We start from the raw sequence: 26,992 nt of genomic DNA, 5'->3' as shown, positions 1-26,992 counted from the left end.
CTACTTTTTTGTGGATGGTCTACCCTCATTTCAGACGTCTGAAACAAGGGGGGACTACTCATGCTCGCGCAACTTCCACCGGCCTTACAGAATCTTCAGCTACCGCTGCGTCTGCGACTCTGGGATGGCCATGAGTTCAACCTGGGCCCGGAGCCCAGCGTCACGATTGTGGTCAAGGACCCGGTGATGGTGACGCAACTGACCCATCCCACGCTCGATTCCCTGGGCGCTGCCTTCGTCGAAGGCAAACTGGAGCTGGAAGGCTCCATCAGCGATGTAATCCGGGTGTGTGACGAATTGAGCCACGCCCTGGTCGAGGACGATGAGCATGCCGGACCGGTGCGCTCTATCCACGACAAGGCTACGGATGCCGCCGCGATTTCCTACCACTACGACCTGTCGAACGAGTTCTACCAGCTGTGGCTGGACCGTGACATGGCCTATTCCTGCGGTTACTTCGAGACCGGCAGTGAATCCCTCGACCAGGCCCAACAAGACAAATTCCGCCACCTGTGCCGCAAGCTACGCCTGCAGCCTGGGGAGTACCTGCTGGATGTCGGTTGCGGCTGGGGTGGGCTGGCGCGTTACGCGGCGCGTGAGTTCGGGGTCAAGGTGTTCGGTATCACCCTGAGCAAGGAGCAACTGGAATTGGCCAGGGAGCGGGTGCTCGCCGAGGGCCTGGAGGATCAGGTGGAGTTGGCGTTGCTCGACTACCGCGACCTGCCCCAGGACGGGCGGTTCGACAAAGTGGTCAGCGTCGGCATGTTCGAACACGTCGGCCACGCCAACCTGGCGCAGTACTGCCAGACCCTGTTCGGCGCCGTGCGCGAAGGTGGCCTGGTGCTCAACCATGGCATCACCGCCAAACATACCGATGGCCGCCCGGTGGGGCGTGGCGCGGGGGATTTTATCGAGCGTTACGTGTTCCCCAATGGCGAGTTGCCGCACCTGGTGATGATCAGCGCCGAAATCAGCGAAGTCGGCCTGGAAGTGGTCGACGTGGAAAGCCTGCGCCTGCATTACGCGCGCACCCTGGATCACTGGAGCGAGCGCCTGGAAGACAACCTGGAGGCGGCGGCGAAAATGGTTCCGGCCCAAGCATTGCGCATCTGGCGCCTGTACCTGGCAGGTTGCGCGTATGCGTTTGCGCGGGGCTGGATCAACCTGCACCAGATCCTGGCGGTCAAACCCCATGTCGATGGCAGTCATGAGTTGCCGTGGACGCGGGAGGATCTGTACCGCTGAGACTGTTGCCCCCTCTGAAAGACTAAATGTGGGAGCTGAGCTTGTGTGGGAGCTGGCTTGCCTGCGATTGCATCAGCGCGCGTTAACTGAAAGAACGCGGAGTCTGCATCGCGGGCAAGCCAGCTCCCACATTTGGTTTGGTGTTGGCTAAAGGATCGGGGAAATCAGCCGCGCCACCCGCATGCCCAATTGCTGCAGGCGGCGGGTCTGCTGGCTTTCTTCCTGGCTGGTTTCGTGGGCCTGGGCAAAGTCGTCCAGCAGCATGTGTTCCACTTCGCTGGCGAAGGCTGCATCGACCGTCAACAACATCACTTCAAAGTTGAGGCGGAACGAACGGTTATCCAGGTTCGCACTGCCGATGGCACTGATTTCGCCGTCTACCAGCACCACTTTCTGATGCAAAAAACCCGGCTTGTAGCGGAACACCCGGACCCCGGCGCGGACCGCTTCAATCGCGTACAGGCTGGATGCGGCGTAGACAATACGGTGGTCGGGGCGTGACGGCAGCAGCAGGCGCACGTCCACGCCACGTAACACTGCCAGGCGCAGCGCCGCAAATACCGCTTCGTCGGGGATGAAATACGGGCTGGTGATCCACACCCGCTCAGTCGCCGCATGAATGGCTTCAACGAAAAACAGCGAGCAGGTTTCATACGGGTCCGCCGGGCCGCTGGCCAGCAATTGGCAGAGTACGCCGTCATCGGCATAGGTGTCGGGCAGGATCAGTGGTGGCAGCTCGCGCGCGGCCCAGAACCAGTCTTCGGCAAACGACTCCTGCAGGCAGGCCACCACCGGGCCGCTGACTTGCACATGGGTGTCGCGCCAGGGGGCGAGCGGGGGTTTCTTACCCAAGTATTCATCGCCGACGTTATGCCCGCCGACAAAACCGGTCAGGCCATCGACCACGACAATTTTACGATGGTTGCGGAAATTCACCTGGAAGCGATTGAGCCAGCCGCTGCGGGTGGCAAACGCCTTGATCTGCACCCCGGCGTCGCGCAGCGATTGCACATAGCGGTGGGGCAGGGAGTGGCTGCCGATACGGTCATACAGCACGTAGATGGCCACGCCTTCGGCGGCCTTGGCCTTGAGCAGGTCATGCAACCGGCGCCCGAGTTCATCGTCATGAATGATGAAGAACTGCACCAGTACGGCCGTCTTGGCGGCGCGGATGGCGTCGAAGATGGCGTTGAAGGTTGCATCGCCATTGACCAGTAACTGCACTTGGTTGTTGGCCAGGCACGGCATGCGTCCCAGCTTGGGCATGGCGCGCAGGGAGGCATAGGCATGGGAGTTGCGCGCGGCCAGGGCTTCTTCGACCCAGGGGCGCCAGTTGAGCTCGGTGATTGCCTTGTGCATTTCCTGGTTGGCCTGGCGACGGGCCTGGATGTAGGCATCGAAGCTGCTGCGGCCAAAGATCAGGTATGGGATCAGCGTCAGGTAAGGCATGAACATCAGCGACAGCGCCCAGGCAATCGAGCCTTGGGCGGTGCGAACGGTCAGCACCGCGTGCAGGGCCGCGAGGGAGCCGAGAAAATGCAGGGTGGCGATGAAGTAGCCGAGCAAGTGCGGGCCGAAGAAATCCATGGACAACATGACTCCTGACAATCCAATGCGTAACAGACCATGTTCGGCAGCGATTGTCGCTATTTTATTGAGCGTGCAACGCCGACCGCTTTGCGACGTCTAACGCCGACAATTACCCAGGAGTTACCCGATGAATGCTCGTCTGCTTGGTTTGGCCATGGTTGTTGGTTTGACGCTGCCGGTGGCGGCGCAGGCGCAGATGTTGGCGCCGGGCTTGTGGGAACTGACCACCAGTAATATGAAAGTCGATAACCAGAACCTGCCGGATTTGTCGTTGATCCTCGGTCAACTGAAGCAACAGATGACCCCGGAACAGCGCGCCATGCTGGAAAAACAAGGCATTACCATGGCTGGCAAGGGCGTGCAGGTGTGCCTGACGCCGGCCCAGGTGGCCTCCGACGCCATCCCGCTGACCGACCCGCAATCGGGTTGCAAGCAAGAGGTGACCGACAAGACTGGCAACCAGTGGAAATTCCGTTTCAGTTGCCCGAAAGCCCAAGGCACTGGCGTGGCCACCTTCCAGAGCCAGAAGGCATTCACCACCTCAGTCAACGGCACCTTCAACGCTACCGGTATCCAGCAGAACGGCAGCCTCGATACTCAGGCCCAATGGTTGGGCAGCGACTGCGGCACGGTAAAACCGCGCGCCTGAAGCCCCCCTGTAGGAGCCGGCAAGCCGGCTCCTACACATTTGGTCAGCGCAAAAAGTGCAGGGGCAACCCCTGGCAACTGTTGATCACCTGACCGTCATGCCAAGCCAAATGCCCTGACACCAACGTGGTACTCACACTGTGGCGAAAGCTGCGCTCGGCAAACGGTGTCCAGCCGCAACGGGCGAGGATCGGCTGGCTGCTTACCGGCTTGCCTTCTGGCTCGGGTTTGATCAGCACCAGGTCGGCCCAGTAGCCCTCGCGCAGATAACCCCGGTCGGGAATGGCAAACAGGTCAGCCACGCGATGGCTGGTTTTCGCCACCAGCACAGTTAATGGCAGCAGACCGTCAGCCACCAATTCCAGCAATGCGGGCAGCGCATGTTGCACCAGGGGCAGCCCTGCCGGCGCCTCAGGGTATGGCCGCTGTTTTTGCTCCCAGGTATGCGGCGCGTGGTCGGTGCCGATCACATCCAGCCGATTACTGAGTAACGCCAGGCGCAGGGCATTGCGGTCGGCGCGGGTCTTGATCGCCGGGTTGCATTTGATCTGGTGACCGAGGCGCGCGTAGTCGCTGTCATCGAACAGCAGGTGATGCAGGCACACTTCGGCGGTGATGCGTTTTTCTACCAGCGGTTTGTCTTCGAATAACGACAGTTCCCGGGCACTGGTCAGGTGCAGCACATGCAGACGCGTGTTGTGGCGGCGCGCCAGTTCCACGGCCAGGGATGAGGAGCGATAGCACGCTTGGGCGTCGCGAATCAGCGGGTGGGCCACCGCGGGGATATTCTCGCCGAAGCGATCGCGCAGCCGTTGTTCGTTGGCCTGGATGCTGGGCGTGTGCTCGCAGTGTGCCAATAGAATCGTCGGTACCTCGGCAAACAAACGCTCCAGAATCCTTGGATCATCCACCAGCATATTGCCGGTGGAGGCACCCATGAATACCTTGACCCCGGCGACCTGCCGGGGATCGAGGGCCGCCACGGTGTCGAGGTTGTCGTTGCTCACGCCAAAGTGAAACCCATAGTTGGCTACCGAGTGCAGCGCCGCGCGGCGTTTCTTGTCTGCCAGTGCTTCCAGGGTCAGGGTTGCGGGCTGGGTGTTGGGCATGTCCATGAAACTGGTGATGCCGCCGGCCACCGCCGCGCGGGACTCGCTGTAGAAACTGCCTTTGTCCGGGGCGCCGGGTTCGCGAAAGTGCACTTGGTCGTCGATCATGCCCGGCAGCAGCCATTGGCCTTGGGCATCGATCTCGATGTCGGCCGTTTGCCCCTGGATACTGCTGGCGATTTTCTCGATACGGCCGTTGGCGACCAGCAAGTCGGCGTCGAATTCTCGGCCTTCATTTACCAGGCGGGCGTTACGGATCAGCAAGCGGCTCATGTTCAGAACTCGTTTTGCAGGGCTTTATAGCCGCGCACCAGGTCGACATTGGTGCGCGCCACGTCTTCGGAAAACTCCGAGGCGCTGACGCTCACTGGCGGGAACTGCGACAAGTCGGTGTTGGGGCCAATGCGCGTGGTGGATGGCACATAGAAAGCAGCGGGCAAATCACGGCCATCGACCACCGAGTTGTGCCGTACTACACAGCCGTCGCCGACCACGCAGTTGAACAGCACGCTGTTAAAGCCGATAAACACCCGGTCGCCGACAGTGCAGGGTCCGTGGACAATCGAGCGGTGGGCAATGGAAGTGAATTCGCCGATGGTCACCGCCGCGCCGGATTTGGAGTGGATCACCACACCGTCCTGGATATTGGAATTGGCGCCGATGGTGATCGGGTCCATGTCGCCGGTGGTGTCGACTTCATCGGCGCGGATCACCGCATAGGGGCCGACAAATACGTTTTCGCCGATGATCACTTTGCCGCAGATGATTGCGGTTTTATCGACGTAGGCCGACTCGGCAATGATCGGCAGATCGCCGGAAGGGTTTTTGCGGATCATGCTGCAGGCTCCTTGAGGGGCGCGGTGAGGATATGCACCTGGTCGTGTTCAATCGCGTTGTAGAAGCAGGTCGGGCGCCCCGTGTGGCAGGCCGGGCCTTGTTGATCGACGATCAGGAGTACGGCATCGCCATCGCAATCCAGGCGCGCTTCGATCAACTGTTGGATGTGTCCTGAGCTTTCGCCTTTGCGCCACAATCGCTGGCGCGAGCGTGACCAGTAGCAGACGCGGCCGCTGGCGAGGGTTTCGTCGAGGGCCTGGCGGTTCATCCAGGCCAGCATCAAAACCTCGCCGCTGCGGTGTTGCTGGGCGATGGCCGCGATCAGGCCGTCGCGGTTCCATGGCAAGGCATCCATGACTTGGGCCAGGGGGAAGCGGCTGCCGATGGGCGCGGCTTCCAACTCGAGCATCGACAGTGTCATGGGGTGCCCAAGGCGTCGTACAAAGTGTTGAGGTTGTATTCAAACAATCCGGTGAACGTGCTGGCCGGACCGTTGGCAGCCAGTGCATCGGAGTACAACGTGCCGCCGATATGGGCGCCGCTTTCCTCGGCAATCTGCTTGAGCAGGCGTGCGTCCTTGATGTTTTCCATAAACACCGCTTTGACGTGGGCCTGGCGGATCTGCGTGATCAACGCGGCGACTTCGGCCGCCGATGGGTCGCGCTCGGTGGATAAACCCTGGGGCGCCATGAAGTCGATACCGTAGGCCTGGCCCAGGTAGCCGAAGGCGTCATGGGAGGTGACGATACGTCGATTGCCCGCAGGCAGCGCGGCAAACTTGGCCTTGGCTTCGGCCAGCAGGCGGTAGATTTTTTGCAGGTACGCCTGGCTGTTGTGTTGATAGTCGGCCTTGTTGGCCGGGTCGGCGGTGATCAGTGCCTGGGTGATGTTGCTGACGTAGATTTCGGCGTTGGCCAGGTTATGCCAGGCATGGGGATCAGGGATCTTATCGCCGCCTTCCTCCAGCGTGCGAGCGATCACGCCTTTGCTGGCGTTGACCACTGTAGCCTGGGTCTCGGTACTGGTAATCAGGCGATCCAGCCATGGCTCGAAGCCCAGGCCGTTCTTGATGATGACACGGGCCTTGAGCAGCGCCTTGGCATCATCCGGGGACGGCTCGTAGGTATGGGCATCGGCGTCGGGGCCGACCATATTGCTGAGCTGGATATGCTCCCCGCCGACCTGCTGGGTTATGTCGGCGAGAATGCTGAAGCTGGTGACCACCTGGAGCTTGTCCTGGGCGGTTGCGAACGACAGCGGTAGCAGGACGCTGAACAGCACGAGTAGAGCGCGCATCGGAAAACACCTCATTGGGATGTAAGCAAGGGCGGGCGGCGCAGCAAGCCATGTACCGGCCCCAACACCACGGACAGCAGGTACAAGCCGCCAGCTACCAGCACAATTGCCGGGCCGCTGGGCAGCGAGTAGTAGAACGACAGCAACAGCCCGAGCCATACCGACAGGCATCCCAGCACGGCCGAGACGGCAATCAACATCGGCAGCCGCCGGCTCCAGAAGCGTGACGCTGCCGCGGGCAACATCATCAGACCGACCACCATCAAGGCGCCGATGGCCTGGAAACCAATCACCAGATTCAGCACTACCAAGGTCAAGAACACGCCGTGGGCCAAAGGCCCAAGGCGGCTGACGGTTTGCAAAAACAGTGGGTCGAGGGTGTCCAGCACCAGCAACCTGTAGATCAGTGCCATGGCGATCAGGCTGAAGCTGGAAACCCACAGCATGCCGGTCAATGTCGGGCCGTCTACCGCCAGCGCCGAGCCGAACAGCAGGTGCAGCAGGTCCAGGCGCTTGCCGGCAAGGCCGAGGATCAGCACACCGGCGGCCAGGGAAATCGGGTAAATCGCAGCCAGGCTGGCGTCTTCGCGCAGGCCGGTGCGACGGGTGATCCACGCGGCGAGGCCGGCCATGCCCAAGCCGGCGCCGAGGCCTCCGAGGGTCAGTGCTGGCAGGCTCAGGCCGGCAAACCAGAAGCCCAGTGCGGCGCCCGGCAGGATGCCGTGGGCCACCGCATCGCCGATCAGGCTCATACGCCGCAGGATCAGGAACACCCCCAGCGGCGCCGTGCTACACGCCAGCAGCAGGCCACCGAGCAGGGCGCGACGCATAAACACGAAGTCGTTGAAGGGCATCCACAGTTGGGCGGCGAGGTGCATCAGGCGACCTGCATCTGCGGCTGCTGAAGGGTCAGCTGTGTGCTGGGTGCGAGCACGCAGCCGCTGCTATGGATGTGCAGTGCCTGCGGCAGGTGTTGGCGTACAGCGGCCAAGTCATGGCAGACGACTACTAAGGTGCGGCCTTCGGCATGCCAAGCGTGGATATGTTTCCACAGCAGTGCCTGGCCTTGTTCATCCAGTGCGGCATGGGGTTCATCCAGCAACAACACCGGTGCTTGGGCCAGGCTGAGGCGGGCGAGAAGGGCGCGTTGCAGTTCGCCACCGGACAGGGCCATCAAGGGGCGCTGCTCAAGGCCGGTGAGACACCAGTCTTCCAACGCCGTTTGCAGGCGCTGGCTGCGTTGCTGCGGGGAGTGTTTTGCGCCCCATAGGCCGGCGGCTACCAGCTCTTGCAGGCTGATGGGGAATTGTCGGTCCAGGTGTTGCTGCTGCGCCAGGTACGACAGGCCGCCGCGCCGTGGAACATCCAGCGTGACCTTGCCGACCAGGGGCTTTTGCAGGCCGGCGATGACTTTCAACAAACTGCTTTTACCCGACCCGTTAGCGCCGATAACACCGGTCAGGCTGCCTTTGCCCAGTTCGATATCAATGGCCGGCGTCAGCGGTTGGCCTGGGGCGCCCCAGCGCAAGGCGTTACAGCGGATCACGCGATGGCCCTCGCCCAGCGGCTTTCGGCCACGGCATCGTGTGCGTGCAGGCTTTCGGCGTGGATGACTTTGAGGTGAAAGGCTTGCACGGCGTCCGAGCGTTGCAGCGCCAGGTTCAGGCGGCGGGCGGCGTCTTCACAGAACATCAGGTTCTGCCCGTTGGCCAAGGCGAAGGCTTGCTCATCGGCACGTTTGACGGCGGTCTGTACGGCGGTGCCGAGGGCGGCTTCGGCGCGGCCGATCAAATCAGTCAGCGGCAGCGTTGGTTGGCCGGGCTGTAGATGCACCCGTAACTGCGCACTGCTGCGCTGGCTGTGTGGCGTGGCGACGATACCTTTGGCGCTGCCAAGCCAGGCCAGCACGTCTTCGTGTTGCAGCGTTGTAGTGGCAAAGTCATTGATAAATTGCTGCTGAATCAATTGCCTGGCGAGGGCAGCCGAGCATGGGCAGGTTGAGGAATAAGTAACGTCAACTTTTAGTTCCACGTGGAACATCTGCTTTTCCAGGCGCGCTTCGATGCTCACCGGATAGCTCTTCCAGCCGGCGAGCGGGCTGACCAGCGCAGGACGTTTAAGCAGCAAGTCGGTATGAATCCGCAGGTACGCGCTGTGCGATAAGCCTTCATGGCTATCGAGGAAACGCTGCAGTACCTGACGCAGCAGTGCTGGTTGCAGGTCGTGTTGCTCCAGCATTTCCAGCGCCAGGTATAACCGCGACATATGGATGCCGCGCGCCTCGCCGTCGTCCAGGCTCACCCCTGCATCAGCCGTGGCGCTCAAACGCTTGCCGTCGAGCAGGATGGGCAGGGCAATACCGCACATGCCAACCCAGTCGAGTGGCAAGGCTTGGCGAGAAGCCTGCGCGGCGATATCCGGCAGAGTCAGCGCATTCATAAGCAGGTCCATCGTTGGTGATAAACCAACATGTTATAGTATAACAATTCAATCGACGATTATTTTTCGATCAACAACTATATGGCCTGGGCCCAGGAGCGGCACAAAGGCCAGGCCTAGCAACCACTGATCCGGCTGCAAGTGAACTTGGCGCTGGAGCCGCCGGAGCTGGAAAACCGGTTGATGGTGGTCCAACCCACCCGCCGCGTGTAGCCAACCCACGCCTCGCCGTCGGAGGCTAGTCCGGTAAAGAACGTCAACTGACCATAGCGGCTGTTGGTCTGCGCCCAGTAGCGTTTGCCGACTACCTCGAACCCGCGCAAATACGTGGTGTTGCCGGCGGTCGCGACACTGTAGGCGTTGCCCTGGACATCGACGCAGGCCAGCAGGATGGCGCTGCGGGTGCAGGTGGCCAACTGGCTCGGCACTTGGGCGCTGGCCTGACTTGCCACCAGCAGCAACACGCCGCACAACAGGTATCTCATAAGGCTTCTCGGGGCATGGACGGACTCATGGATTGCGCCCTTCGTCGTAACGGATAAGCGGGATTGGCTTATTTGTGTTGTTATACTATAACATCAAAAAACAGACTGACCCGTGAACCTCCCTCATGACTGAACAAGACCTGCTCGCCCAGCCGCCCGCTGATTACATGAATGAGGCCCAGCAAGCCTTTTTCCGTGAGCTGTTGTTGGCCCAGCGTTCTGACCTGCAAACGCGCATCGATGCCGAGTTCATGGTGCTGCGCGAGCAGGAGCCCAATAGCGATCCGGCCGATGTCGGCGCCGCCGAAGAACAGCGCCAGTGGCAACTACGCCTGCTGGAGCGGGAAAAGAAGCTGCTGGACAAGATCGACGAAGCCCTTGAGCACCTCGCTCGTGGTGAATACGGCTGGTGCCGCGAGACGGGCGAGCCGATCGGCCTCAAGCGCCTGTTGCTGCGGCCCACGGCCACCCTGTGTATCGAAGCCAAAGAACGTGAAGAGCTGCGCGAACGCCATCAACGGGCGATTTGACTGGCCAACCTGATGAGGAACACCTGATGACCGACCGACTACCCGTTACCGTGCTGTCCGGATTTCTCGGTGCCGGTAAAAGCACGCTGCTCAATTACGTCCTGCGCAACCGCGAAAACCTGCGGGTGGCGGTGATCGTCAACGATATGAGCGAAATCAACATCGACGGGGCCGCAGTCCAGCGCGACGTCAGCCTCAATCGCGCCGAAGAAAAACTGGTGGAGATGAGCAACGGCTGCATCTGCTGCACCTTGCGCGAAGATTTGCTGGTCGAGGTAGGAAAGCTCGCCAGGGAAGGGCGGTTTGATTACCTGCTGATCGAATCCACCGGCATTTCCGAGCCGCTGCCGGTGGCGGAAACGTTCACCTTTCGCGATGAAAACGGCCAGAGCCTGGCGGATGTTGCACGGCTCGACACTATGGTCACTGTGGTGGACGGCATGAACTTCCTGCTCGATTATCAGGCCGCTGAAAGCCTGGCGTCCCGGGGCGAAACCCTGGGCGAGGACGATGAGCGCTCCATCACCGACCTGCTGATCGAACAGATCGAGTTTGCCGACGTCATCCTTATCAGCAAGATCGACCTGATCAGCAGCCACGAACGTGAAGAACTGGTGGCCATCCTGGAACGCCTGAATGCCCAGGCACGCATCATTCCCATGGTGATGGGCGAGGTGCCGCTGGCCGAGATCCTCAATACCGGGCGTTTTGACTTTGAGCGCGCGGCCCAGGCGCCTGGCTGGTTGCAGGAACTGCGTGGCGAACATGTGCCGGAGACGGAGGAATATGGCATCGCCTCCACGGCTTACCGGGCGCGCCGGCCATTTCATCCCCAGCGCTTTTACGACTTTATCGATCGCCCGTGGAGCAACGGCAAGCTGCTGCGCTCCAAGGGTTTTTTCTGGCTGGCCAGCAAGCACCGCGACGCCGGCAGTTGGTCCCAGGCCGGTGGCCTGATGCGCCATGGTTTTGCCGGTCGCTGGTGGCGTTTTGTGCCCAAGAGCCAATGGCCCGAGGACCAGGAAAGCGTCGCGGCGATCATGGGTAACTGGCAACTGAGCACCGGCGACTGCCGCCAGGAACTGGTGTTTATCGGGCAGAACATCGATTTTGCGCAACTGCGCACCGAACTGGATGGGTGCCTGCTGACCGACGATGAAATGGCTCTGGGCGTCGAAGGTTGGCGCCTGCTGGTCGATCCTTTTGGCCCTTGGCACGAGGAGGCAGCCGCCTGATGCTGGCACCTGTGATTCAACTGCGTCCGGTCATTCGCCAGACCCGTGGGCAAACCCCGCTGGCGCTGGCCGACATCCTCGACAATGGTGTGAACCTGGCGCTGTGGCAGCGCCAGTTGCCACTGCATATCGCCGAGTTTGGCGCCTTGCTGGTCTCGCTGAACGAGCCGCTTGCTGAATCGCTGGTGGTGGAGTTGGACAGCGAAGAGGCTGAGCCCAACTTGCTGGGCCTGGCCGCAGGCTGTCGTGATCTTGAAGGTTACGACGGGTTTATCGCCGATGTGGCATGGCTGGTCAGCGCCTTTGCCTGTCTGTTGGGGGCCAAGCGCATTGGCGTGCGGCTGAGGCTGCTGGACAAGGCCATGTGCCCGCGTTTTCATGTCGATCATGTGCCAGTGCGCTTGATCACAACCTATGCCGGCATCGGTAGTCAGTGGCTGCGCGAAGGGGTGATGGACCGTCGCCAGTTGAGCCAGGCAGATGCGCAACCCAGTGAGCGCATCGAGCAGATCCACTGTGGTGAAGTCGCCCTGCTCAAGGGCGAAAAGTGGCGTGGCAATGAAGGCTACGGCTTGATTCATCGCTCGCCGGCGTTGGCCCCCAACGAGCGACGGCTGATTCTGACCCTGGATTGGCTGGCATAACCGGGTAGGATCAAGGCTCTCTACACGGTCAGAATGATGCCCAGCATGCTGCAAAATATTCCCACCCATGTAATTGCCGGGCCATTGGGCGCGGGCAAGACGAGCCTGATCAAGCACCTGCTCGCCCAGCGCCCGCCCCACGAACGCTGGGCGGTGTTGATCAATGAGTTCGGGCAGATTGGCCTGGATGCCGCGCTGCTGACCCAGGATGACGACGGCATTGCCCTCGGTGAGGTGGCTGGCGGCTGCTTGTGTTGCGTGAATGGCGCGCCGTTCCAGGTCGGCCTGGGTCGATTGTTGCGTAAGGCCAAGCCTGACCGGCTGTTTATCGAGCCCTCTGGGCTTGGCCATCCGGCGCAATTGCTTGCGCAGTTGCGCCAGGCGCCCTGGCAAACCGTGCTGGCCGTCCAGCCTTGTGTGCTGGTACTCGACGTCCAGGCTTTGGCGGCGGGCAGGCCGTTACCCGAGTCCCAGCGTGAAGCTCTGGCCAGTGCCGGGCTGCTGGTGCTGAACAAGGATGAAGGGTTGGATGCCGCACAACGCAGTGAGATTGAAAGGTCGCTGCCGGCTTGCGAGGTTTTCTGGACCCGACAGGCGCAACTGCCATTGGCCCGGCTGCCGGGGCTTGATGCTCAGGCGGGGATGGCTGTGGATAGCTTCGAGACACCCAAGGGGCTGGGGCAGCTCCAGGCTGTCTGGAACGATCCCTGCGTACCGATTTGCCTGCACCAGGCCCAGGCGGGTGCGTGGAGCATCGGTTGGCGCTGGCATCCGAGTCAGCAGTTCGACACCTGCAAAGTCCGGCAATGGCTAGAGAGCCTGGGCTGGCAGCGCGCCAAATTGGTTATCCACAGCGCCGATGGCTGGGTCTCGGCCAACGCTGTGGATAACTCCACGCTCACCTGGCAGCCCAGCGAATGGCGTCGAGACTCGCGTATCGAGTTGATTTTCAATGAGGAACACGACGCTGCCATGCTGCAGACAGCCTTGGCCAACTGCCGTCAGTGACGGGTCTTGCTGTGCTCCTGGCGCCACTGGCTCAGTTCAATCACTTCGGCACTGGGCGGTGGCGTCTTGATTTCAAACGGGTAGGGCGCCAGTTCGATCTGCGCACTGTGGGCACCAAACTGGGTGATGGTCCCGGGATGGCGGGCTTCGCCGGTCACCGTGAACTCGAAGTTGTAGACCCGCGCCAAACGTCGACGGCCATTGGCGTCCTTGACGAAACCGATGCGTTTCAAGGCCACGGCGCCGTCGAGCAGTTCGATATCGAGCTTGGCGCAATGCTGTTTGACCCTCTCCAGCGCGCGCTCGCGCAGGCCGTGGTTGTGCCACACCCAGGCGGCAGCCGCCGCCAGCAGCATCAGCACAAAAATATTTCCCAGGGTCAGCATGCGATTTGCTCCAACAAAGTAAGGCCAGCTTAACTGTGTCTCCGGTCTGTCGTACAGGCTGCTTTTAGTCGCATACTGCGCGGCCAGAATTTAACGGTTTTACGGAAGTCCCCTGCATGAAACGTACGCCTCATCTGCTTGCGATCCAGTCCCATGTGGTCTTTGGCCATGCCGGCAACAGCGCCGCCGTGTTTCCCATGCAGCGGGTCGGGGTGAATGTCTGGCCGCTCAACACCGTGCAGTTCTCCAACCATACCCAGTATGGCCAGTGGGCGGGAGAAGTGTTGGCGCCGCAGCAAATTCCTGCGCTGGTAGAGGGGATCGCGGCGATTGGCGAACTGGGCAACTGCGATGCAGTGCTGTCCGGCTACCTGGGCCGCGCCGCCCAGGGCCGGGCGATCCTGACCGGTGTAGCACGTATCAAGGCGATCAATCCCAAGGCGCTGTATCTGTGTGACCCGGTGATGGGCCATCCGGAAAAAGGCTGTATCGTGCCCCAGGAAGTCAGTGATTTTCTGCTGGACGAAGCGGTGGCCATGGCCGACTTCCTGTGCCCCAACCAGTTGGAGCTGGACAGTTTCTCCGGGCGTAAACCGCAGTCGCTGTTCGATTGCCTGGGGATGGCGCGAGCCCTGCTGGCGCGAGGACCCAAAGCGGTGCTGGTCAAGCACCTGGATTACCCGGGCAAGTTGGCGGACGGTTTCGAGATGCTACTGGTGACTGCCGAAGGCAGTTGGCACCTGCGTCGGCCATTGCTGGCCTTTCCGCGCCAGCCGGTGGGGGTGGGTGACCTGACTTCGGGCCTGTTCCTGGCGCGGGTGCTGCTGGGCGACAGCCTGCTGGCGGCCTTTGAGTTCACCGCGGCGGCTGTTCACGAAGTCCTGCTGGAAACCCAAGCGTGCGCCAGTTACGAGTTGGAACTGGTGCGGGCCCAGGACCGCATCGCCCATCCGCGCGTACGTTTCGAAGCCACGCCGATCAGCCTCTGACACCACCAACCCAATGTGGGAGCGGGCTTGCTCGCGAAGACGGTGTATCAGTCAATACATGTGCTGACTGGTACACCGTCTTCGCGAGCAAGCCCGCTCCCACATTTCGATTGGGTTTACACGTCGGCCTTGATCTCTTGGTAGCGCTTCTCCAGCTCCTGGCGAATCTGCCGGCGCTGTTTGCCCTGGATAAACCGACGCTTGTCTTCACTGTTCTGTGGCTGCAACGCGGGAACGGCGGCCGGTTTGCGGTCATCGTCGACCGCGACCATGGTGAAGAAACAACTGTTGGTATGGCGCACCGAACGCTCGCGGATGTTCTCGGTGACGACCTTGATCCCCACTTCCATCGAGGTGTTGCCGGTGTAATTGACCGACGCCAGGAACGTCACCAGTTCGCCGACATGGATCGGCTCGCGAAAAATTACCTGGTCCACCGACAGCGTGACTACATAGCGGCCGGCATAACGGCTGGCGCAGGCGTAGGCCACTTCGTCGAGGTACTTGAGCAGGGTGCCGCCGTGGACATTACCTGAGAAGTTGGCCATGTCAGGGGTCATCAATACCGTCATCGACAGCTGGGCGTTTCCGGGTTCCATAGCACACTCACGGTTGTAGGCATTGGTTGGGGGGCACCTCTGCGGATGCTGGATTCATTACAGCGCCATCCCTTACGGGACGCCGGGACGGGGTTTGCCGTCACGGCCGAGACGATCTGTTTCCATATATTGCACCGGCTTTCTGCCGGAAGTCGCGGTGTTACCCTTGGAAAAGCCCATTTCAAGGGTATTTCTTACGATTAAGGCCGACTTTTCCTTCCGCACATTGCGCGCCGTGGTAGCGGCCGCGTGGAAATCGGGACAGTGCCAGTACCCTCAAGGAGCCCCTCGCCATGCACGCCATCAGCTTTATACAGGACTTGGCCGTGATCATGCTCGTGGCAGGGGTGGTGACTATCCTGTTCCATCGTCTCAAGCAGCCGGTCGTCCTGGGTTACATCGTCGCCGGCTTCATCATTGGCCCGCACACGCCGCCGTTCGGCCTGATCCACGATGAAGACACCATCAAGACCCTGGCCGAGCTGGGGGTGATCTTCCTGATGTTCTGCCTGGGCCTGGAGTTCAGCCTGCGCAAGCTGTTCAAGGTCGGCGCCACGGCGTTTATCGCGGCCTTCCTCGAAATCATCCTGATGATCTGGATTGGCTACGAAATTGGTCAATGGTTCGACTGGAACACCATGGACTCACTGTTCCTCGGCGCGATCCTGGCAATTTCCTCGACCACCATCATCGTCAAGGCGCTCAACGACCTGAAGATGAAAAACCAGCGCTTTGCCCAACTGATCTTTGGCGTGCTGATCGTCGAAGACATCCTGGGCATCGGCATCATCGCCTTGTTGTCGAGCATCGCCGTCAGCGGCACGGTCAGCTCCGGCGAGGTGTTTTCCACGGTGGGCAAGCTCTCGCTGTTCATGATCGTGGCCCTGGTGATCGGCATTCTGCTGGTGCCTCGGCTGCTGGCCTACGTGGCCAAATTCGAAAGCAACGAGATGCTGTTGATCACCGTCCTGGGCCTGTGTTTCGGTTTTTGCCTGCTAGTGGTCAAGCTCGAATACAGCATGGTGCTGGGCGCCTTCCTGATCGGCGCGATCATGGCCGAATCCCGGCAGTTGCTGAAAATCGAGCGCCTGATCGAGCCGGTTCGCGACATGTTCAGCGCGATTTTCTTCGTGGCGATCGGCTTGATGATCGACCCACAGATCCTGCTGCAATACGCCTGGCCGATTGCGGTGATTACCGTAGCCGTGGTGCTGGGCAAGATGCTGTCCTGTGGCCTTGGTGCGTTTATCGCCGGTAATGACGGCCGGACCTCATTGCGAGTCGGGATGGGCCTGTCACAAATTGGCGAATTCTCTTTCATCATTGCGGCGTTGGGGATGACCTTGCAGGTCACCAGCGACTTTCTTTACCCGGTGGCGGTGGCCGTTTCGGCCATCACTACGTTGCTGACGCCATACCTGATTCGTGGTGCCGACCCGTTATCATTGAAGATCGCGGCGGTGATGCCGCAGCGCCTGAGCCGGGTGTTTGGCATGTATGGCGAATGGCTGCGCAGTATTTCGCCCCAAGGCGAAGGCGCGATGCTGGCGTCGATGATTCGCAAGATCATCCTGCAGGTAGGGGTGAACCTGGCACTGGTGGTAGCGATTTTCTTTACCGGCAGCTTCTTCGCGGCACGTATTGGTGGGTATCTGGAAGGCTGGATCAGTGATCCGAGTTGGCAGAAGGCATTGATCTGGGGCGGTGCGTTGTTGCTGTCGCTGCCATTTTTGATCGCCGCGTATCGCAAGCTCAAGGCGCTGTCGATGTTGCTGGCGGAGATGAGCGTAAAGCCGGAAATGGCCGGACGTCATACCCAGCGCGTACGACGAGTGATTTCCGAGCTGATCCCGATTCTCTCGCTGCTGGTGATCTTCCTGCTATTGGCAGCCTTGTCGGCCAGTATCCTACCGACCAACAAGTTGCTGGTGTTGATTGCCGTGGTCGCGGCTGCGGTGGCCGCAGTGCTCTGGCGTTGGTTTATCCGCATCCATACGCGCATGCAAGTGGCCTTGCTGGAGACCCTGGATAATCACAAGGACACACCGGAGCACTGACCCCGATCATTTGCCGAACGATTTACTGTAGGAGCGGGCTTGCCGGCTCCTACAAGGGTATCCGGGCAATCCGCAGGTTTTGTGACATCAGCTTTCCAGCCACACATCCCGCGCCCAGTGCCACACCGATTCCCAGGACTCTTCGGTGACCAGCTCTTCTTCGCCGGACCACAGCACCACCGTGCCGTCTTCTTCAACGCAGTAGTAATCGTCACCGTCCTGGCAAATCGGGATCAGCTCGCGAGGCACGCCCATATCCCAGGCATTGGCTGCGACTTCCGGCAGATAAGTGTGGGACTGGGGGTCGGTGATGGTCACAGGCTCCAGGCTGCCATACACCACATCGCTGACGGTCAGCAGGAATTCCTTGAACACAAACGGGATGTTGATAAACAGCTGTTCTTCGACTTCCACCAACTGGTCTTCGTCGGGCAGTTCCAGAGGAACCGGTACCGGTTCGTTGGCTTCACGCAATTGTTCGATAACTTCTTCCACGGCCGGGATCCTCATGCTAGATGGCGCGGTTTATAGGGGCGTTTTATACAGTAGCTCGCTATAAGTGCAACCGCGAAATAGAAAACCCGGTGAAGCCGGTTAAAACTGCCTTTCCAGCTTTAGGCTGATGCTGTTTTTGTCGTAGGAATAAAGCCAGTCAACATTGCTGACGACCTTGTTGTACTTGACCGTCAGGCTGGGCACCACATCCAGCCAGGCTTTGCGGCTGAGCAATACGCAGCATGCCGATTTTTCCGCCGGCAAAAAAACACCCCGGCTGTGCAGGCTTCTTAAAGCACTGCACAAGACCGGGGTGTTCGTTACAGCAGGCTGTAGGCCTTTGCGGATCAGCCGTTCTGGCGGATACCGGCGACCAGCCAAGGCTGGTTTTCGCCTTGTGGACGTTCCATGTTCCAGCTTTCGCTGAACACTTCGCCCTGGTCGAAGCGCGAAGTCTTCGACGTACCACTGAAGGTCAGGGTGGCGATGGTCTTGTCAGCGCGATCATCCACACCTTCAAGCTGCACACGCAGGTCGTCGATGTAGGTCGACTGGAAGCCGTCACCCAGTTCGGCACGTTCGCGCTTGAGGAACTCCAGCAATTGCGGGGTCACGAACTCGGCGATCTTGTCCATTTCGTTGGCGTCCCAGTGTTGCTGCAGGGACTGGAAGTGGTTGCGGGCCGCTTCGACGAAACGTTCTTCGTTGAACCAGGCTGGCGCATTGATTACCGGACGAGCGGCAGCAGCAGGTGCCGCCGAACCGCCAAAGATCGAACCCATGGCAGGCTTTTGCTCGAACACTTCACGCTGCATCGGCGCGCCGGCTGGAGCCAGGTGCTCCTGCTGCTTGCGGCGACGGGCGGCGATAAAGCGGAAGATCACAAAGGCGATGACCGCCATGATCAGGATGTCGAAGATCTGCATGCCCTGGAAGCCGCCGCCCATGAACATGGAAGCGAGCAGGCCGCCGGCGGCGATACCGGCCAGAGGGCCCAACCAGCGTGAAGCACCGCCGGCCTTGGCAGCAGCGCCCGCGGCACCGGCTGCACCCGCGGTGGCTGCCGCTCCGCCCATGCCGCCAGCGGCTGGGGCCATTTGGCTGGTCTGGTGGCTCGGCGCTGCGCCGGAGCTTTTACCGCCACCGAAGCGTTTGGCGTTGGCGTCGAGGCTCATCGTCAGGCCGATGCACAACGCCATGGCGATGCTAAGAAAACGTTTCATAAAGGGAATTCCCATTTGTGGATTGCACGCGCGCCATGTTGCACAGGTGTACTGACAGTGGCTAGCGACATAATGTTTCGGGCTTTTGCGTAAGGCCTGATCCGAATGCTCCGTAGGAGGTATTCCTACACAGTGTAGGAGCGAGCTTGCTCGCGAAAAAACCCAAGACACCACGCTCATTCAGAATGCCCGCGTTATCGTTGACGATCCTCGCGAGTAAGCCCGCTCCTACACAGGGCAGGCTTTAGACCGCTTCAAGCTTGGCGTAACCCATCATCAGCCACTTGCTGCCTTCAGCGAAGTTCACCTGCACCCGGGCCTGGGCCCCGGCGCCTTCGAAGTTGAGGATCACCCCTTCGCCAAAGATCGCATGTCTGACCTGCTGGCCAAGGCTGAACGGAGTTTCGGGAATTTCCGAACCGGCAAACATACTGCTGGAGTTCTGCTGCTGGCCCCCGCCGAACGGCCGGCTGACGCTATTGGACAAGCGCACTTCCTGAATCAGCCCCTTCGGCACTTCCCGTACGAAACGCGACACCTTGTTGTAGGTCTCGCTACCATACAGGCGACGAGTCTCGGCGTAGGTCATCACCAGGTTCTGCATCGCCCGAGTAATGCCAACGTAGGCCAGGCGGCGTTCTTCCTCAAGGCGGCCGGGCTCTTCCAGGCTCATCTTGTGAGGGAACAGTCCTTCTTCCATGCCCACCAGGAACACGTAGGGGAACTCCAGGCCCTTGGCACTGTGCAGCGTCATCAACTGCACGCTGTCTTCGTGTTCGTCGGCCTGGGTATCGCCGGCTTCCAGAGACGCGTGGCCGAGGAACGCTGCCAGTGGCGACAGGTCGGCATCCTCCTCGCTGTTCTCGAAAGCGCGGGCGGCGCTGACCAGTTCCTCAAGGTTTTCTACCCGGGCCTGGCCTTTCTCGCCTTTTTCCGCTTCGTGATAAGCGATCAGGCCGGACTGCTCGATCACCGTCTGGGTCATCAGGTGCAGCGGCATTTCCAGGCACTTGGCGGCGAGGTTGTCGATCAACTCCACAAACCCACCCAACGCCCCGGCAGCGCGGCCTGTCAGGCCTTTATTGGCGATCAACAGGCGCATGGCTTCCCACATCGACACATCGCTGTGACGCGCATGCTCGCGGATCGCCTCGACGGTTTTCTCGCCGATGCCCCGTGCCGGTACGTTGATCACCCGTTCCAGCGCCGCGTCGTTGCCGCGCCCTTCCAGCAAACGCAGGTAGGCCATGGCGTTCTTGATTTCTGCGCGTTCGAAGAAGCGCTGGCCGCCATAGATGCGGTACGGGATACGCTCGCGCAGCAAGGCCTCTTCGAGCACCCGCGACTGGGCGTTGGAGCGGTACAGAATGGCGATATCGCTGCGGGCCAGCCCGGTTTTCAGGGCGCTTTCAATGGTTTCCACCACGTAGCGTGCTTCGTCGTGCTCGTTGAAGGCCGCGTACAGGTTGATCGCCTCGCCTTCGCCGCCATCGGTCCACAATTCCTTGCCCAGGCGCCCGGTGTTATTGGCGATCAAGGCGTTGGCGGCCTTGAGAATGCCCGCCGTGGAGCGATAGTTCTGCTCCAGGCGAATGGTCTCGGCATCCGGGAAGTCGTCGGAATACTGGTAGATGTTCTCGATTTTCGCGCCGCGCCAGCCGTAGATCGACTGATCGTCGTCACCCACCACCATCAGGCTGTCGCCGCCCTTGGCCAGCAGGCGCAACCAGGCGTACTGTACGGCGTTGGTGTCCTGGAACTCATCCACCAGAATGTGCCGGAAGCGCTTCTGGTAATGGGCCAGCAAACCCGGGTTATCGCGCCACAGGTCTAGAGCCCGCAGCAGCAGTTCGGAGAAGTCGATGACCCCGGCACGCTGGCAGGCCACTTCATAGGCTTCATAAATGCTGCGCATGGTGGCCAGGAACAGATCACCACTGGCCTGTATATGTTGCGGGCGCAGGCCTTCGTCTTTCTGGCCGTTGATAAACCATTGGGCCTGGCGCACCGGCCAGCGTTGTTCATCCAGGCCTAGCTCGCGGATCACCCGCTTGACCAAGCGTTGCTGGTCATCGCTGTCGAGAATCTGGAAGGTCTGGGCCAGGCCCGCTTCCTGCCAGTGGGCCCGCAGCAAGCGGTGCGCCAGGCCGTGGAAGGTGCCGACCCACATCCCGGCCGGGCTGATGCCCATCAACTGCTCGATGCGGTGGCGCATCTCGGCAGCGGCCTTGTTGGTGAAGGTCACCGACAGGATGGAATGTGGGGACGCGTTCTCGACCTGGATCAACCAGGCGATACGGTGCACCAGCACTCGGGTTTTACCGGAGCCAGCACCGGCCAGGACCAACTGACGGCCAACGGGGGCTGCTACGGCCTGGCGTTGGGCATCGTTGAGGGAGTTCAGCAAAAGGGAGAGATCATCGCGCATCGGCGCATTCTAGGGGGCCGGGGGAAGGGGGGGGCAAATCCCATTGCCGGATGGTCGGCACAAAAAAACATCGGCGCTCTTCAATCGGCACATAATCGATCTGCAAGGATGACCGGTAAGTCATCGCCTGCAGCCCGCGTCCTGTCTTGTTCAGCCCCTCTGGGCCAAAGGTTTGCGCGGGTTTATTCGCGGATTTTTATGACCCAGAGCAGTTTGGTCTGCACGCCTGCTTGTGTATGCTCCGTCGACGTTTCGGGCTCACCATTATAAGAACACTGCCTATGACCCTCAGCACTGACCTGCCTGGACCTTCTCTCGCGCCGGCGCAGGTTGTCCGCAAGCACTACGCCATGGAGATGGCGGTCGAGCGCACGCGTCTGCTGTACCAAGGTTCGTTGCTGCCCACCTTATTGATGCTGATTAACGGTCTGGTCTGCGCCTGGTTGCTCTGGAGCCCGCAGCGCTATGTGCTGGTCGGCAGTTGGCTGGTGTGGTTGCTGGCCCTGGTGGCGTTGCGCGTGATCCAGGTGGCGGCCTTCGACAGCGCCTTGCCCAGCCGACAGGCGCAGCCGATCTGGCGACGGATGTTCATGCTGGGCTCGGCGGCCAGTGGCCTGACCCTGGCGAGCGCGGCCATAGCCCTGGTGCCACTGGACAGCTTCGTGCTGCAGGCCTGGGTGTTTGGCCTGATTGGCGCGGCCACCTTATCGGCCAGCGTGGCCTACGCGGTGAGCATGCCGGCGTTTTTGTCGTTTGCCTTGCCCTGCCTGGTCCCCACCATCCTCTATCTATTGTGCAGCGGCGAACCGCAATTGCAGGGTTGGAGTTACCTGGGCCTGATCCTGCTGGCGTCCTTGAGCCTGGTGGCATGGCAGGTCAATCGTCTGACCCAGCGTGGTTTGCTGCGGCGTTTCCAGAACCAGGCCCTGATCGAGCACCTGCAGCAGGCCCGCCAGCGCAGCGAGCAGTTGAATCAGGACCTGGTGCGCGAGGTCGAGCAGCGGCGCCAAGTCGAGCAGGAGTTGCGCGAGGCCCAAGTCGGCCTGCAACACCGTGTCGAACAGCGTGGCCAGCAACTGGACGCCGCCAGCCTCGCCTTGAGCAAAAGCGAGGCGCGCCTGGCCATGGCCTTGCAGGCCAGTGAACTGGGCTTGTGGGACTGGAACCTGCAAACCGATGAAGTCCATCACACTCAGCTCAAGGAACTGTTCGGCCTGGAGCCGGAGTACGTCACGGCGATGCTGCGCGATCTCAAGCCGCGCCTGCACCCGGACGACTTGCCACTGCTCAAGCGCGCATTGGTGGAGCACCTGAAAGGTCGCAGCGAGGACTATCAGGTGGAGTACCGCGTGCGCCACGGTGACGGGCGCTGGGTGTGGATCGAAGATCGCGGGCGGGCCGTGGAGCGTACCGCCAGTGGACGTGTGACGCGCATGCTCGGTACTCGGCGCGATATCAGCGCCGGCAAGGCGGTGGAGGAGCAGTTGCGGCTGGCGTCCACGGTGTTCGAGGCGGCCAGCGAAGGCATTGTGATCCTGGACCCGGAATATGTGCTGATTGCGGTCAACCAGGCCTTCAGCCGCGTCACCGGCTTTGATATCGACGACATGCTCGGGCGCAACGTCGTGGAATTGCCGTGCAGCCGCGATGCGCGCCGACACTTCCCGGTGATTCGCCAGGCCTTGTTGAGCCACGGCAGTTGGCAGGGCGAACTGGTAGAGGCGCGCAAGAACGGCGAGTTGTACCCGCAATGGCTGCAACTGAGCGTGGTGCGTGATGTTCGGGGAAATGTCAGTCATATAGTGGGCTTCTTCGCCGATCTGTCGGCGCGCCGCGAGTCCGAGGAGCGCATGCGCTACCTCACCCATTACGACGAACTGACCGGCTTGGCCAACCGCTCGCTGTTCCGCGAGCGCCTGCGCGAAGCCCATCAACGGGTGCGCCAGGGCGGCCGCAGCCTGGCGTTGCTGCATATCAACCTGGACCGCTTCAAGCTGCTCAATGACAGCCTGGGTCATGAGGTCGCCGACCAGTTGCTGCAAAAAATGGCGCGGCGCCTGATCAACGCATTACCGGAGGCCGACACCATTGCGCGCTTGTCCGGCGACGAATTCGCGGTGTTGTTCGACGCTTATGGCAGCTTGTCGAGCCTGGCGCGCGTGGCCACCCGACTGCTGGCCAAGCTGCGGGTGCCGGTGGCAGTGGAGGGGCATGAATTGGTGGTCAGTGCCTCAATCGGTGTCAGCCTGTTGCCGGATAACGCGCGGGAAATTTCCGCACTGGTCAGCCAATCGAACATGGCCATGCAGCACGCCAAACATTTGGGCGGCAATAACTTCCAGTTCTACACCGACAGTCTGCAGGCCAGCACCCTTGAGCGTCTGCAGCTGGAAAACCAACTGCGCAAGGCTATCGATGAGCGCCAATTGAAGGTGTTCTATCAACCCAAGCTGTGCCTGGCCACCGGCAAGATGAACGCTGCCGAGGCACTGGTGCGGTGGGACCACCCGCAATGGGGCAGTGTGCCGCCCGGTGATTTCATCGGGTTGGCAGAAGAAACCGGGTTGATCGTGCCGTTGGGCGAATTCGTGTTGCGTCAGGCCTGCTGGCAGGCGTGTGAATGGCAGCGTCAGGGCCTGGCGCCGATCCGCGTGTCGGTCAACCTGTCGGTGCACCAGTTGCGCCAAGGCAAATTGGTCAGTCTGGTGCGCCAGGTGCTGGACGAAACCGGGCTGGCCCCCCAGTACTTGGAGTTGGAACTCACCGAAAGCCAACTGCTCGACAGCGTCGAGCACATCATCGCCACCTTCCAGCAGTTGCGCGACCTGGGGGTGAAGCTGGCCATTGACGACTTTGGCACGGGCTATTCGTCCCTCAGTTACCTCAAGCGCATCCCTGTGGATTACGTGAAGATCGACCAGACCTTTATTCGGGGCCTGGGCCAGGGGCGCGAAGACCTGGCGATTACTCGGGCGATCATCGCCATGGCCCATGGCCTGGCACTCAAAGTGGTCGCCGAGGGCGTGGAGGATCAGCAGCAGTTGGATTTCCTGCGTGCCGAAAACTGCGATGAAGTGCAGGGCTATTTGATCAGTCGGCCGATCGAGGCCGAAGGGTTGGCGGATTTGTTACGAAGAAATGCAGATTTTCCTGACTGCCAGTGAGGCGCCATCAGGTGCTACATGGCATATGCCCGCTGATTCAGGGGGCAGTAGGGCGATTTAGTGATGCATCGAACGGGCAAATCAACAATTCTTGTAGTATAACTACAAGCTTGCTACATCCCTGGCGTCTGCCAATAACAAGAGTCCTGCCCTTTGAACCTGTTGCAACATATCGCCCAGTCGCGCCACCTGTTACGCAAATCGGAACTCAAGGTTGCCGATCACGTGCTGCTTGACCCTGCGGCCGTGATGCACAGTTCCATGGCTGACCTGGCCCACAGCGTGGGCATCAGCGAGCCGACCATCGTGCGCTTCTGCCGCGCCATCGGTTGCTCGGGGTTCCAGGACTTGAAGCTGAAATTGGCCCAGAGCCTGGCGGCCGGTGCCAGCTTCGGCCAGTTCGCGATTCACGAAGACGACTCCGTCGCCGACTACAGCCTGAAAATTTTCGACACCACCCTGCACACCCTGATGGAAGTGCGGGAGAAGCTCGACCCGATCGAGCTGCAAAAAGCCGTGACCGCCATGTCCCAGGCCCAGCGTGTGGAATTCTATGGCTTTGGTGCGTCCGGCGCGGTGGCGGCGGATGCCCAGCACAAATTCTTCCGGTTGCTGCTGACGGCGGCGGCCTACAGCGACCCGCACATGCAGGCGATGTCGGCGGTGACGTTGAAGCCCACCGACGTGGCGATCTGTATTTCCCAGTCGGGCCGCTCCAAGGACCTGCTGATCACTGCCAACCTGGTGCGTGAGAGCGGCGCTTCGCTGATCACCCTGTGCCCGAGCCAGACGCCCTTGGCGGAACTGTCCACGGTCAACCTGGCGATCGATGTGCACGAAGACACCGAGATCTACACCCCGCTGACCTCGCGCATCGCCCACCTGGTGGTGATCGACGTGCTGGCGATGGGCGTGGCAATGGCGCGTGGCCCGAGCCTGGTCAACCACCTCAAGAGCGTCAAGCGCAGCTTGCGCAGCCTGCGGTTGTCGCCCAAGTCCGTCAAAGCGCTCGACGACTGACTCGAACCCCTGGCAAACGTGCCCGTTGAGCTGAGTGGGCTTGTTGTGGCGAGCGGGCTTGCCCCGCGCTGGGCTGCGAAGCAGCCCTATTCAAGAACAATGAGGTGTATCAGACATCCCTGGTTGCCTGGTTTTGGGGCTGCTACGCAGCCCAGCGCGGGGCAAGCCCGCTCGCCACAACAAACCTTTTCATCACAACAAGCCCGCTTACCACAGGTCAGTATTCATCGTCCTGTAACCCCCGCGCCGCCAAACCGTCATCCCCCGCGCCCATCCTGAACTCCCCGTACTCGCATTGGGAGACTCGAAATGGCCCGGCCCTACGAAGACAGCACCAGCACCGTCAAGACCCGTCGTCAGCAGGAAGACCAGCGCCGCATGGCGTTCCGCCGTGCAATTGAAGATCGCTGCGAGCAGCGTCAACTGCTACAGAGCATCAGTGACTACCCGGAGTTGCACTGGCAGGCACCCGCGGCTGCCCAGCGAAGCGTTCAGCCAGGGCGCTGATCTGCACCCGTTCACTGCGAATAAAGCCCAGGAACGCATGGGCCACCGGTGACAGGCGCTTGGCCTTGGCCTGCACCAGGCACCAACTGCGGTACAGCGGCAGCTCTTCCACCGGCAGCTCCTTGAGCCCGCCGGTGGCCAGTTCCAGGTTCAGGGCGTGGCGCGTCAACAGCGCCACCCCCAACCCTGCCACCACGCACTCGCGCTGTGCCTCGGCCGAGGCCACTTCCACCGTCTGGGTGAAGTGCACGCGCTTTTCCTTGAAGTATTCCTCGCAGGCCAGGCGTGTTCCGGAACCCGGCTCGCGCAGCAGCAGCGTATAAGGCTCCAGGTCTTGCAGGCGTAGCGGTCCTTGCAGGCTCAGGGGATGGTCCGGTGGGGCCACCGCCACAATCGGGTTATTGAGAAACGGCAGGAATTCCAGGCCCATGTCCTGGGGCACCATGGACATGATCACCAGGTCATCACGGTTGTCCGACAGCCGGCGGATTACCTGGGCGCGGTTGACCACCGTGAGGTGCAACTGCACCTCCGGATGCTGGCGCTTGAAGGCGGCGAACAAGTGCGGCACGAAGTATTTGGCGCTGGACTCCACCGCCAGCTTCAATTGCCCCTGCAGCGAGCCCTGCATGTCCGAGAGCTGCATATCGAGGTTTTCCAGGCGCCCGAAAATATCCCGGCTGGCCCGTTGCAGGGCTTCGGCGGCTTCGGTCATGTAGAGCTTTTTGCCCACGTAATCGAACAGTGGCTGGCCGACCAGCTCTTCGAGCTGGCGAATTTGTAGGCTGACTGCCGGTTGGGTGAGGGACATTTCTTCGGCAGCGCGGCTGTAGGAACGTAAATCGCAGACTTCATTGAAGATCTGCAATTGACGTAATGTCATACGCATCAATGACTTACGCATAATTCAAAAGGGCTCGCCGGGGTTTGTGCGATCAACTATAAGTCTTTACTTATACACAACCCAATAATTATTGATTTTTGTTAATCCTTAAGTGCGCATAGTGTGTGTCTCGCGACTGACTTGAAACATTTGGTCACGCGCCGACCTGGTCTAG

At 60.9% G+C, this 26,992-nt stretch carries 27 protein-coding genes; 11 read left to right on the top strand and 16 right to left on the bottom strand.

From position 1 onward, the window contains the following. The first annotated feature begins 60 nt into the window (after positions 1 to 60). Positions 61 to 1,245, top strand: coding sequence for a C17 cyclopropane fatty acid synthase CfaB (gene cfaB / locus JTY93_RS27270; RefSeq protein ID WP_205476410.1), 1,185 nt, complete (start codon positions 61 to 63; stop codon positions 1,243 to 1,245). Between the two features lie 147 nt (positions 1,246 to 1,392). Here cfaB and cls read toward each other — a convergent pair whose 3' ends face one another. Further along, positions 1,393 to 2,832, bottom strand: coding sequence for a cardiolipin synthase (cls, locus tag JTY93_RS27265; RefSeq protein ID WP_205476409.1), 1,440 nt, complete (start codon positions 2,830 to 2,832; stop codon positions 1,393 to 1,395). 130 nt (positions 2,833 to 2,962) lie between these two features. On the opposite strand from cls, the gene JTY93_RS27260 reads away from it, so the two are divergent. Continuing rightward, positions 2,963 to 3,484: a DUF3617 domain-containing protein gene (locus JTY93_RS27260; RefSeq protein ID WP_205476408.1), complete on the top strand. Its 522-nt coding sequence runs from the start codon at positions 2,963 to 2,965 to the stop codon at positions 3,482 to 3,484. 43 nt (positions 3,485 to 3,527) lie between these two features. On the opposite strand, the gene JTY93_RS27255 is transcribed toward JTY93_RS27260, so the two are convergent. The 8 genes from JTY93_RS27255 to JTY93_RS27220 all read right to left on the bottom strand — a co-directional run bounded on the left by JTY93_RS27255 (position 3,528) and on the right by JTY93_RS27220 (position 9,649). Then, on the bottom strand, positions 3,528 to 4,865 hold the full coding sequence (locus JTY93_RS27255; RefSeq protein ID WP_205476407.1) for a dihydroorotase: 1,338 nt from the start codon (positions 4,863 to 4,865) through the stop codon (positions 3,528 to 3,530). Positions 4,866 to 4,867: 2 nt separating this feature from the next. Next, on the bottom strand, positions 4,868 to 5,428 hold the full coding sequence (locus tag JTY93_RS27250) for a gamma carbonic anhydrase family protein (protein WP_205476406.1): 561 nt from the start codon (positions 5,426 to 5,428) through the stop codon (positions 4,868 to 4,870). Beyond that, positions 5,425 to 5,850: a phosphoribosyl-AMP cyclohydrolase gene (gene hisI / locus JTY93_RS27245; protein ID WP_205476405.1), complete on the bottom strand. Its 426-nt coding sequence runs from the start codon at positions 5,848 to 5,850 to the stop codon at positions 5,425 to 5,427. The genes JTY93_RS27250 and hisI overlap by 4 nt, the downstream gene beginning before the upstream one ends. Further along, positions 5,847 to 6,725: a metal ABC transporter substrate-binding protein gene (locus JTY93_RS27240; protein ID WP_205476404.1), complete on the bottom strand. Its 879-nt coding sequence runs from the start codon at positions 6,723 to 6,725 to the stop codon at positions 5,847 to 5,849. The genes hisI and JTY93_RS27240 overlap by 4 nt, the downstream gene beginning before the upstream one ends. A gap of 11 nt (positions 6,726 to 6,736) precedes the next feature. Further along, positions 6,737 to 7,603, bottom strand: a complete 867-nt coding sequence (locus JTY93_RS27235; protein WP_205476403.1) for a metal ABC transporter permease — start codon at positions 7,601 to 7,603, stop codon at positions 6,737 to 6,739. Further along, positions 7,603 to 8,271: a metal ABC transporter ATP-binding protein gene (locus JTY93_RS27230; protein WP_205476402.1), complete on the bottom strand. Its 669-nt coding sequence runs from the start codon at positions 8,269 to 8,271 to the stop codon at positions 7,603 to 7,605. Before JTY93_RS27230 ends, JTY93_RS27235 begins: the two co-directional genes overlap by 1 nt. Beyond that, the gene (gene folE2 / locus JTY93_RS27225) at positions 8,268 to 9,164 is read right to left on the bottom strand and encodes a GTP cyclohydrolase FolE2 (RefSeq protein WP_205476401.1); all 897 of its coding nucleotides are present in this window, start codon (positions 9,162 to 9,164) and stop codon (positions 8,268 to 8,270) included. Before folE2 ends, JTY93_RS27230 begins: the two co-directional genes overlap by 4 nt. Before the next feature lie 116 nt (positions 9,165 to 9,280). Further along, the gene (locus JTY93_RS27220) at positions 9,281 to 9,649 is read right to left on the bottom strand and encodes a glutamine synthetase (protein WP_205476400.1); all 369 of its coding nucleotides are present in this window, start codon (positions 9,647 to 9,649) and stop codon (positions 9,281 to 9,283) included. Between the two features lie 125 nt (positions 9,650 to 9,774). Between JTY93_RS27220 and dksA the strand changes: the two genes are divergently transcribed. From dksA to JTY93_RS27200, 4 genes are read left to right on the top strand one after another with little or no spacing between them, the layout of a single operon-like run. Next, positions 9,775 to 10,179, top strand: a complete 405-nt coding sequence (dksA, locus tag JTY93_RS27215; protein ID WP_169990880.1) for an RNA polymerase-binding protein DksA — start codon at positions 9,775 to 9,777, stop codon at positions 10,177 to 10,179. A 26-nt stretch (positions 10,180 to 10,205) separates the two neighbouring features. Further along, positions 10,206 to 11,414, top strand: a complete 1,209-nt coding sequence (zigA, locus tag JTY93_RS27210; RefSeq protein ID WP_205476399.1) for a zinc metallochaperone GTPase ZigA — start codon at positions 10,206 to 10,208, stop codon at positions 11,412 to 11,414. Further along, entirely contained in the window at positions 11,414 to 12,058 is a 645-nt protein-coding gene (locus JTY93_RS27205) for a DUF1826 domain-containing protein (protein WP_205476398.1), read from the top strand. The genes zigA and JTY93_RS27205 overlap by 1 nt, the downstream gene beginning before the upstream one ends. 45 nt (positions 12,059 to 12,103) lie before the next feature. Then, entirely contained in the window at positions 12,104 to 13,066 is a 963-nt protein-coding gene (locus JTY93_RS27200; protein ID WP_205476397.1) for a CobW family GTP-binding protein, read from the top strand. Here JTY93_RS27200 and JTY93_RS27195 read toward each other — a convergent pair. Continuing rightward, positions 13,060 to 13,452, bottom strand: a complete 393-nt coding sequence (locus JTY93_RS27195; protein WP_029290064.1) for a DUF3301 domain-containing protein — start codon at positions 13,450 to 13,452, stop codon at positions 13,060 to 13,062. The genes JTY93_RS27200 and JTY93_RS27195 overlap by 7 nt on opposite strands. 116 nt (positions 13,453 to 13,568) lie before the next feature. Here JTY93_RS27195 and pdxY point away from each other — a divergent pair, with 116 nt between their 5' ends. Beyond that, the gene (gene pdxY / locus JTY93_RS27190; RefSeq protein WP_205476396.1) at positions 13,569 to 14,441 is read left to right on the top strand and encodes a pyridoxal kinase PdxY; all 873 of its coding nucleotides are present in this window, start codon (positions 13,569 to 13,571) and stop codon (positions 14,439 to 14,441) included. 116 nt (positions 14,442 to 14,557) lie between these two features. Here pdxY and JTY93_RS27185 read toward each other — a convergent pair whose 3' ends face one another. After that, positions 14,558 to 15,040, bottom strand: coding sequence for an acyl-CoA thioesterase (locus JTY93_RS27185; protein ID WP_029290061.1), 483 nt, complete (start codon positions 15,038 to 15,040; stop codon positions 14,558 to 14,560). A gap of 293 nt (positions 15,041 to 15,333) precedes the next feature. Between JTY93_RS27185 and JTY93_RS27180 the strand changes: the two genes are divergently transcribed. Beyond that, positions 15,334 to 17,097 carry a cation:proton antiporter gene (locus JTY93_RS27180; protein WP_205476395.1) on the top strand — a complete coding sequence of 588 codons (1,764 nt, stop codon included), beginning with the start codon at positions 15,334 to 15,336 and terminating at the stop codon, positions 17,095 to 17,097. Between the two features lie 87 nt (positions 17,098 to 17,184). Here the strand turns inward: JTY93_RS27180 and JTY93_RS27175 are convergent, their stop codons facing one another. From JTY93_RS27175 to uvrD, 4 genes are all read right to left on the bottom strand, one after another. Further along, positions 17,185 to 17,592, bottom strand: a complete 408-nt coding sequence (locus JTY93_RS27175; RefSeq protein ID WP_169990893.1) for an SMI1/KNR4 family protein — start codon at positions 17,590 to 17,592, stop codon at positions 17,185 to 17,187. Between the two features lie 99 nt (positions 17,593 to 17,691). Next, a complete protein-coding gene (locus tag JTY93_RS27170; protein ID WP_240344234.1) occupies positions 17,692 to 17,973 on the bottom strand; it encodes a surface lipoprotein assembly modifier in 282 nt (93 codons plus the stop codon). Next, the gene (locus tag JTY93_RS27165) at positions 17,940 to 18,815 is read right to left on the bottom strand and encodes a Tim44 domain-containing protein (protein WP_169990895.1); all 876 of its coding nucleotides are present in this window, start codon (positions 18,813 to 18,815) and stop codon (positions 17,940 to 17,942) included. Before JTY93_RS27165 ends, JTY93_RS27170 begins: the two co-directional genes overlap by 34 nt. Positions 18,816 to 19,059: 244 nt before the next feature. Next, positions 19,060 to 21,243 (bottom strand): DNA helicase II, encoded by a 2,184-nt coding sequence (gene uvrD / locus JTY93_RS27160; protein ID WP_169990897.1) that lies wholly within the window; start codon positions 21,241 to 21,243, stop codon positions 19,060 to 19,062. A gap of 281 nt (positions 21,244 to 21,524) precedes the next feature. Between uvrD and JTY93_RS27155 the strand changes: the two genes are divergently transcribed. The 3 genes from JTY93_RS27155 (at position 21,525) to JTY93_RS29525 (ending at position 25,934) form a co-directional block, all read left to right on the top strand. Continuing rightward, complete coding sequence (locus JTY93_RS27155) at positions 21,525 to 24,407, top strand: GGDEF domain-containing phosphodiesterase (protein WP_205476394.1); 2,883 nt, start codon at positions 21,525 to 21,527, stop codon at positions 24,405 to 24,407. A gap of 153 nt (positions 24,408 to 24,560) precedes the next feature. Continuing rightward, positions 24,561 to 25,427, top strand: coding sequence for a transcriptional regulator HexR (hexR, locus tag JTY93_RS27150; protein ID WP_029290040.1), 867 nt, complete (start codon positions 24,561 to 24,563; stop codon positions 25,425 to 25,427). Positions 25,428 to 25,736: 309 nt separating this feature from the next. Beyond that, entirely contained in the window at positions 25,737 to 25,934 is a 198-nt protein-coding gene (locus tag JTY93_RS29525; RefSeq protein ID WP_240344233.1) for a PA3496 family putative envelope integrity protein, read from the top strand. Here the strand turns inward: JTY93_RS29525 and JTY93_RS27145 are convergent. Then, the gene (locus tag JTY93_RS27145) at positions 25,864 to 26,838 is read right to left on the bottom strand and encodes a LysR family transcriptional regulator (protein WP_029290038.1); all 975 of its coding nucleotides are present in this window, start codon (positions 26,836 to 26,838) and stop codon (positions 25,864 to 25,866) included. The genes JTY93_RS29525 and JTY93_RS27145 overlap by 71 nt on opposite strands. Positions 26,839 to 26,992 lie beyond the last annotated feature (154 nt).

It is taken from the genome of Pseudomonas hygromyciniae (assembly GCF_016925675.1).
In the GTDB taxonomy this organism is placed as follows: Bacteria; Pseudomonadota; Gammaproteobacteria; order Pseudomonadales; family Pseudomonadaceae; genus Aquipseudomonas; species Aquipseudomonas hygromyciniae.
The sequence above is the reverse complement of the archived record's forward strand: the minus strand, read 5'-3'. Positions and strand labels throughout refer to the sequence as shown.

Excerpts from the sequence above, each read along its gene's own strand:
- cfaB (WP_205476410.1), top strand. The coding sequence starts at position 61 with ATGCTCGCGCAACTTCCACCGGCCTTACAGAATCTTCAGCTACCGCTG.
- cls (WP_205476409.1), bottom strand. The coding sequence starts at position 2,832 with ATGGATTTCTTCGGCCCGCACTTGCTCGGCTACTTCATCGCCACCCTG.
- JTY93_RS27260 (WP_205476408.1), top strand. The coding sequence starts at position 2,963 with ATGAATGCTCGTCTGCTTGGTTTGGCCATGGTTGTTGGTTTGACGCTG.
- JTY93_RS27255 (WP_205476407.1), bottom strand. The coding sequence starts at position 4,865 with ATGAGCCGCTTGCTGATCCGTAACGCCCGCCTGGTAAATGAAGGCCGA.
- JTY93_RS27250 (WP_205476406.1), bottom strand. The coding sequence starts at position 5,428 with ATGATCCGCAAAAACCCTTCCGGCGATCTGCCGATCATTGCCGAGTCG.
- hisI (WP_205476405.1), bottom strand. The coding sequence starts at position 5,850 with ATGACACTGTCGATGCTCGAGTTGGAAGCCGCGCCCATCGGCAGCCGC.
- JTY93_RS27240 (WP_205476404.1), bottom strand. The coding sequence starts at position 6,725 with ATGCGCGCTCTACTCGTGCTGTTCAGCGTCCTGCTACCGCTGTCGTTC.
- JTY93_RS27235 (WP_205476403.1), bottom strand. The coding sequence starts at position 7,603 with ATGCACCTCGCCGCCCAACTGTGGATGCCCTTCAACGACTTCGTGTTT.
- folE2 (WP_205476401.1), bottom strand. The coding sequence starts at position 9,164 with ATGAATGCGCTGACTCTGCCGGATATCGCCGCGCAGGCTTCTCGCCAA.
- JTY93_RS27220 (WP_205476400.1), bottom strand. The coding sequence starts at position 9,649 with ATGAGATACCTGTTGTGCGGCGTGTTGCTGCTGGTGGCAAGTCAGGCC.
- dksA (WP_169990880.1), top strand. The coding sequence starts at position 9,775 with ATGACTGAACAAGACCTGCTCGCCCAGCCGCCCGCTGATTACATGAAT.
- zigA (WP_205476399.1), top strand. The coding sequence starts at position 10,206 with ATGACCGACCGACTACCCGTTACCGTGCTGTCCGGATTTCTCGGTGCC.
- JTY93_RS27205 (WP_205476398.1), top strand. The coding sequence starts at position 11,414 with ATGCTGGCACCTGTGATTCAACTGCGTCCGGTCATTCGCCAGACCCGT.
- JTY93_RS27200 (WP_205476397.1), top strand. The coding sequence starts at position 12,104 with ATGCTGCAAAATATTCCCACCCATGTAATTGCCGGGCCATTGGGCGCG.
- JTY93_RS27195 (WP_029290064.1), bottom strand. The coding sequence starts at position 13,452 with ATGCTGACCCTGGGAAATATTTTTGTGCTGATGCTGCTGGCGGCGGCT.
- pdxY (WP_205476396.1), top strand. The coding sequence starts at position 13,569 with ATGAAACGTACGCCTCATCTGCTTGCGATCCAGTCCCATGTGGTCTTT.
- JTY93_RS27185 (WP_029290061.1), bottom strand. The coding sequence starts at position 15,040 with ATGGAACCCGGAAACGCCCAGCTGTCGATGACGGTATTGATGACCCCT.
- JTY93_RS27180 (WP_205476395.1), top strand. The coding sequence starts at position 15,334 with ATGCACGCCATCAGCTTTATACAGGACTTGGCCGTGATCATGCTCGTG.
- JTY93_RS27165 (WP_169990895.1), bottom strand. The coding sequence starts at position 18,815 with ATGAAACGTTTTCTTAGCATCGCCATGGCGTTGTGCATCGGCCTGACG.
- uvrD (WP_169990897.1), bottom strand. The coding sequence starts at position 21,243 with ATGCGCGATGATCTCTCCCTTTTGCTGAACTCCCTCAACGATGCCCAA.
- JTY93_RS27155 (WP_205476394.1), top strand. The coding sequence starts at position 21,525 with ATGACCCTCAGCACTGACCTGCCTGGACCTTCTCTCGCGCCGGCGCAG.
- JTY93_RS29525 (WP_240344233.1), top strand. The coding sequence starts at position 25,737 with ATGGCCCGGCCCTACGAAGACAGCACCAGCACCGTCAAGACCCGTCGT.
- JTY93_RS27145 (WP_029290038.1), bottom strand. The coding sequence starts at position 26,838 with ATGCGTAAGTCATTGATGCGTATGACATTACGTCAATTGCAGATCTTC.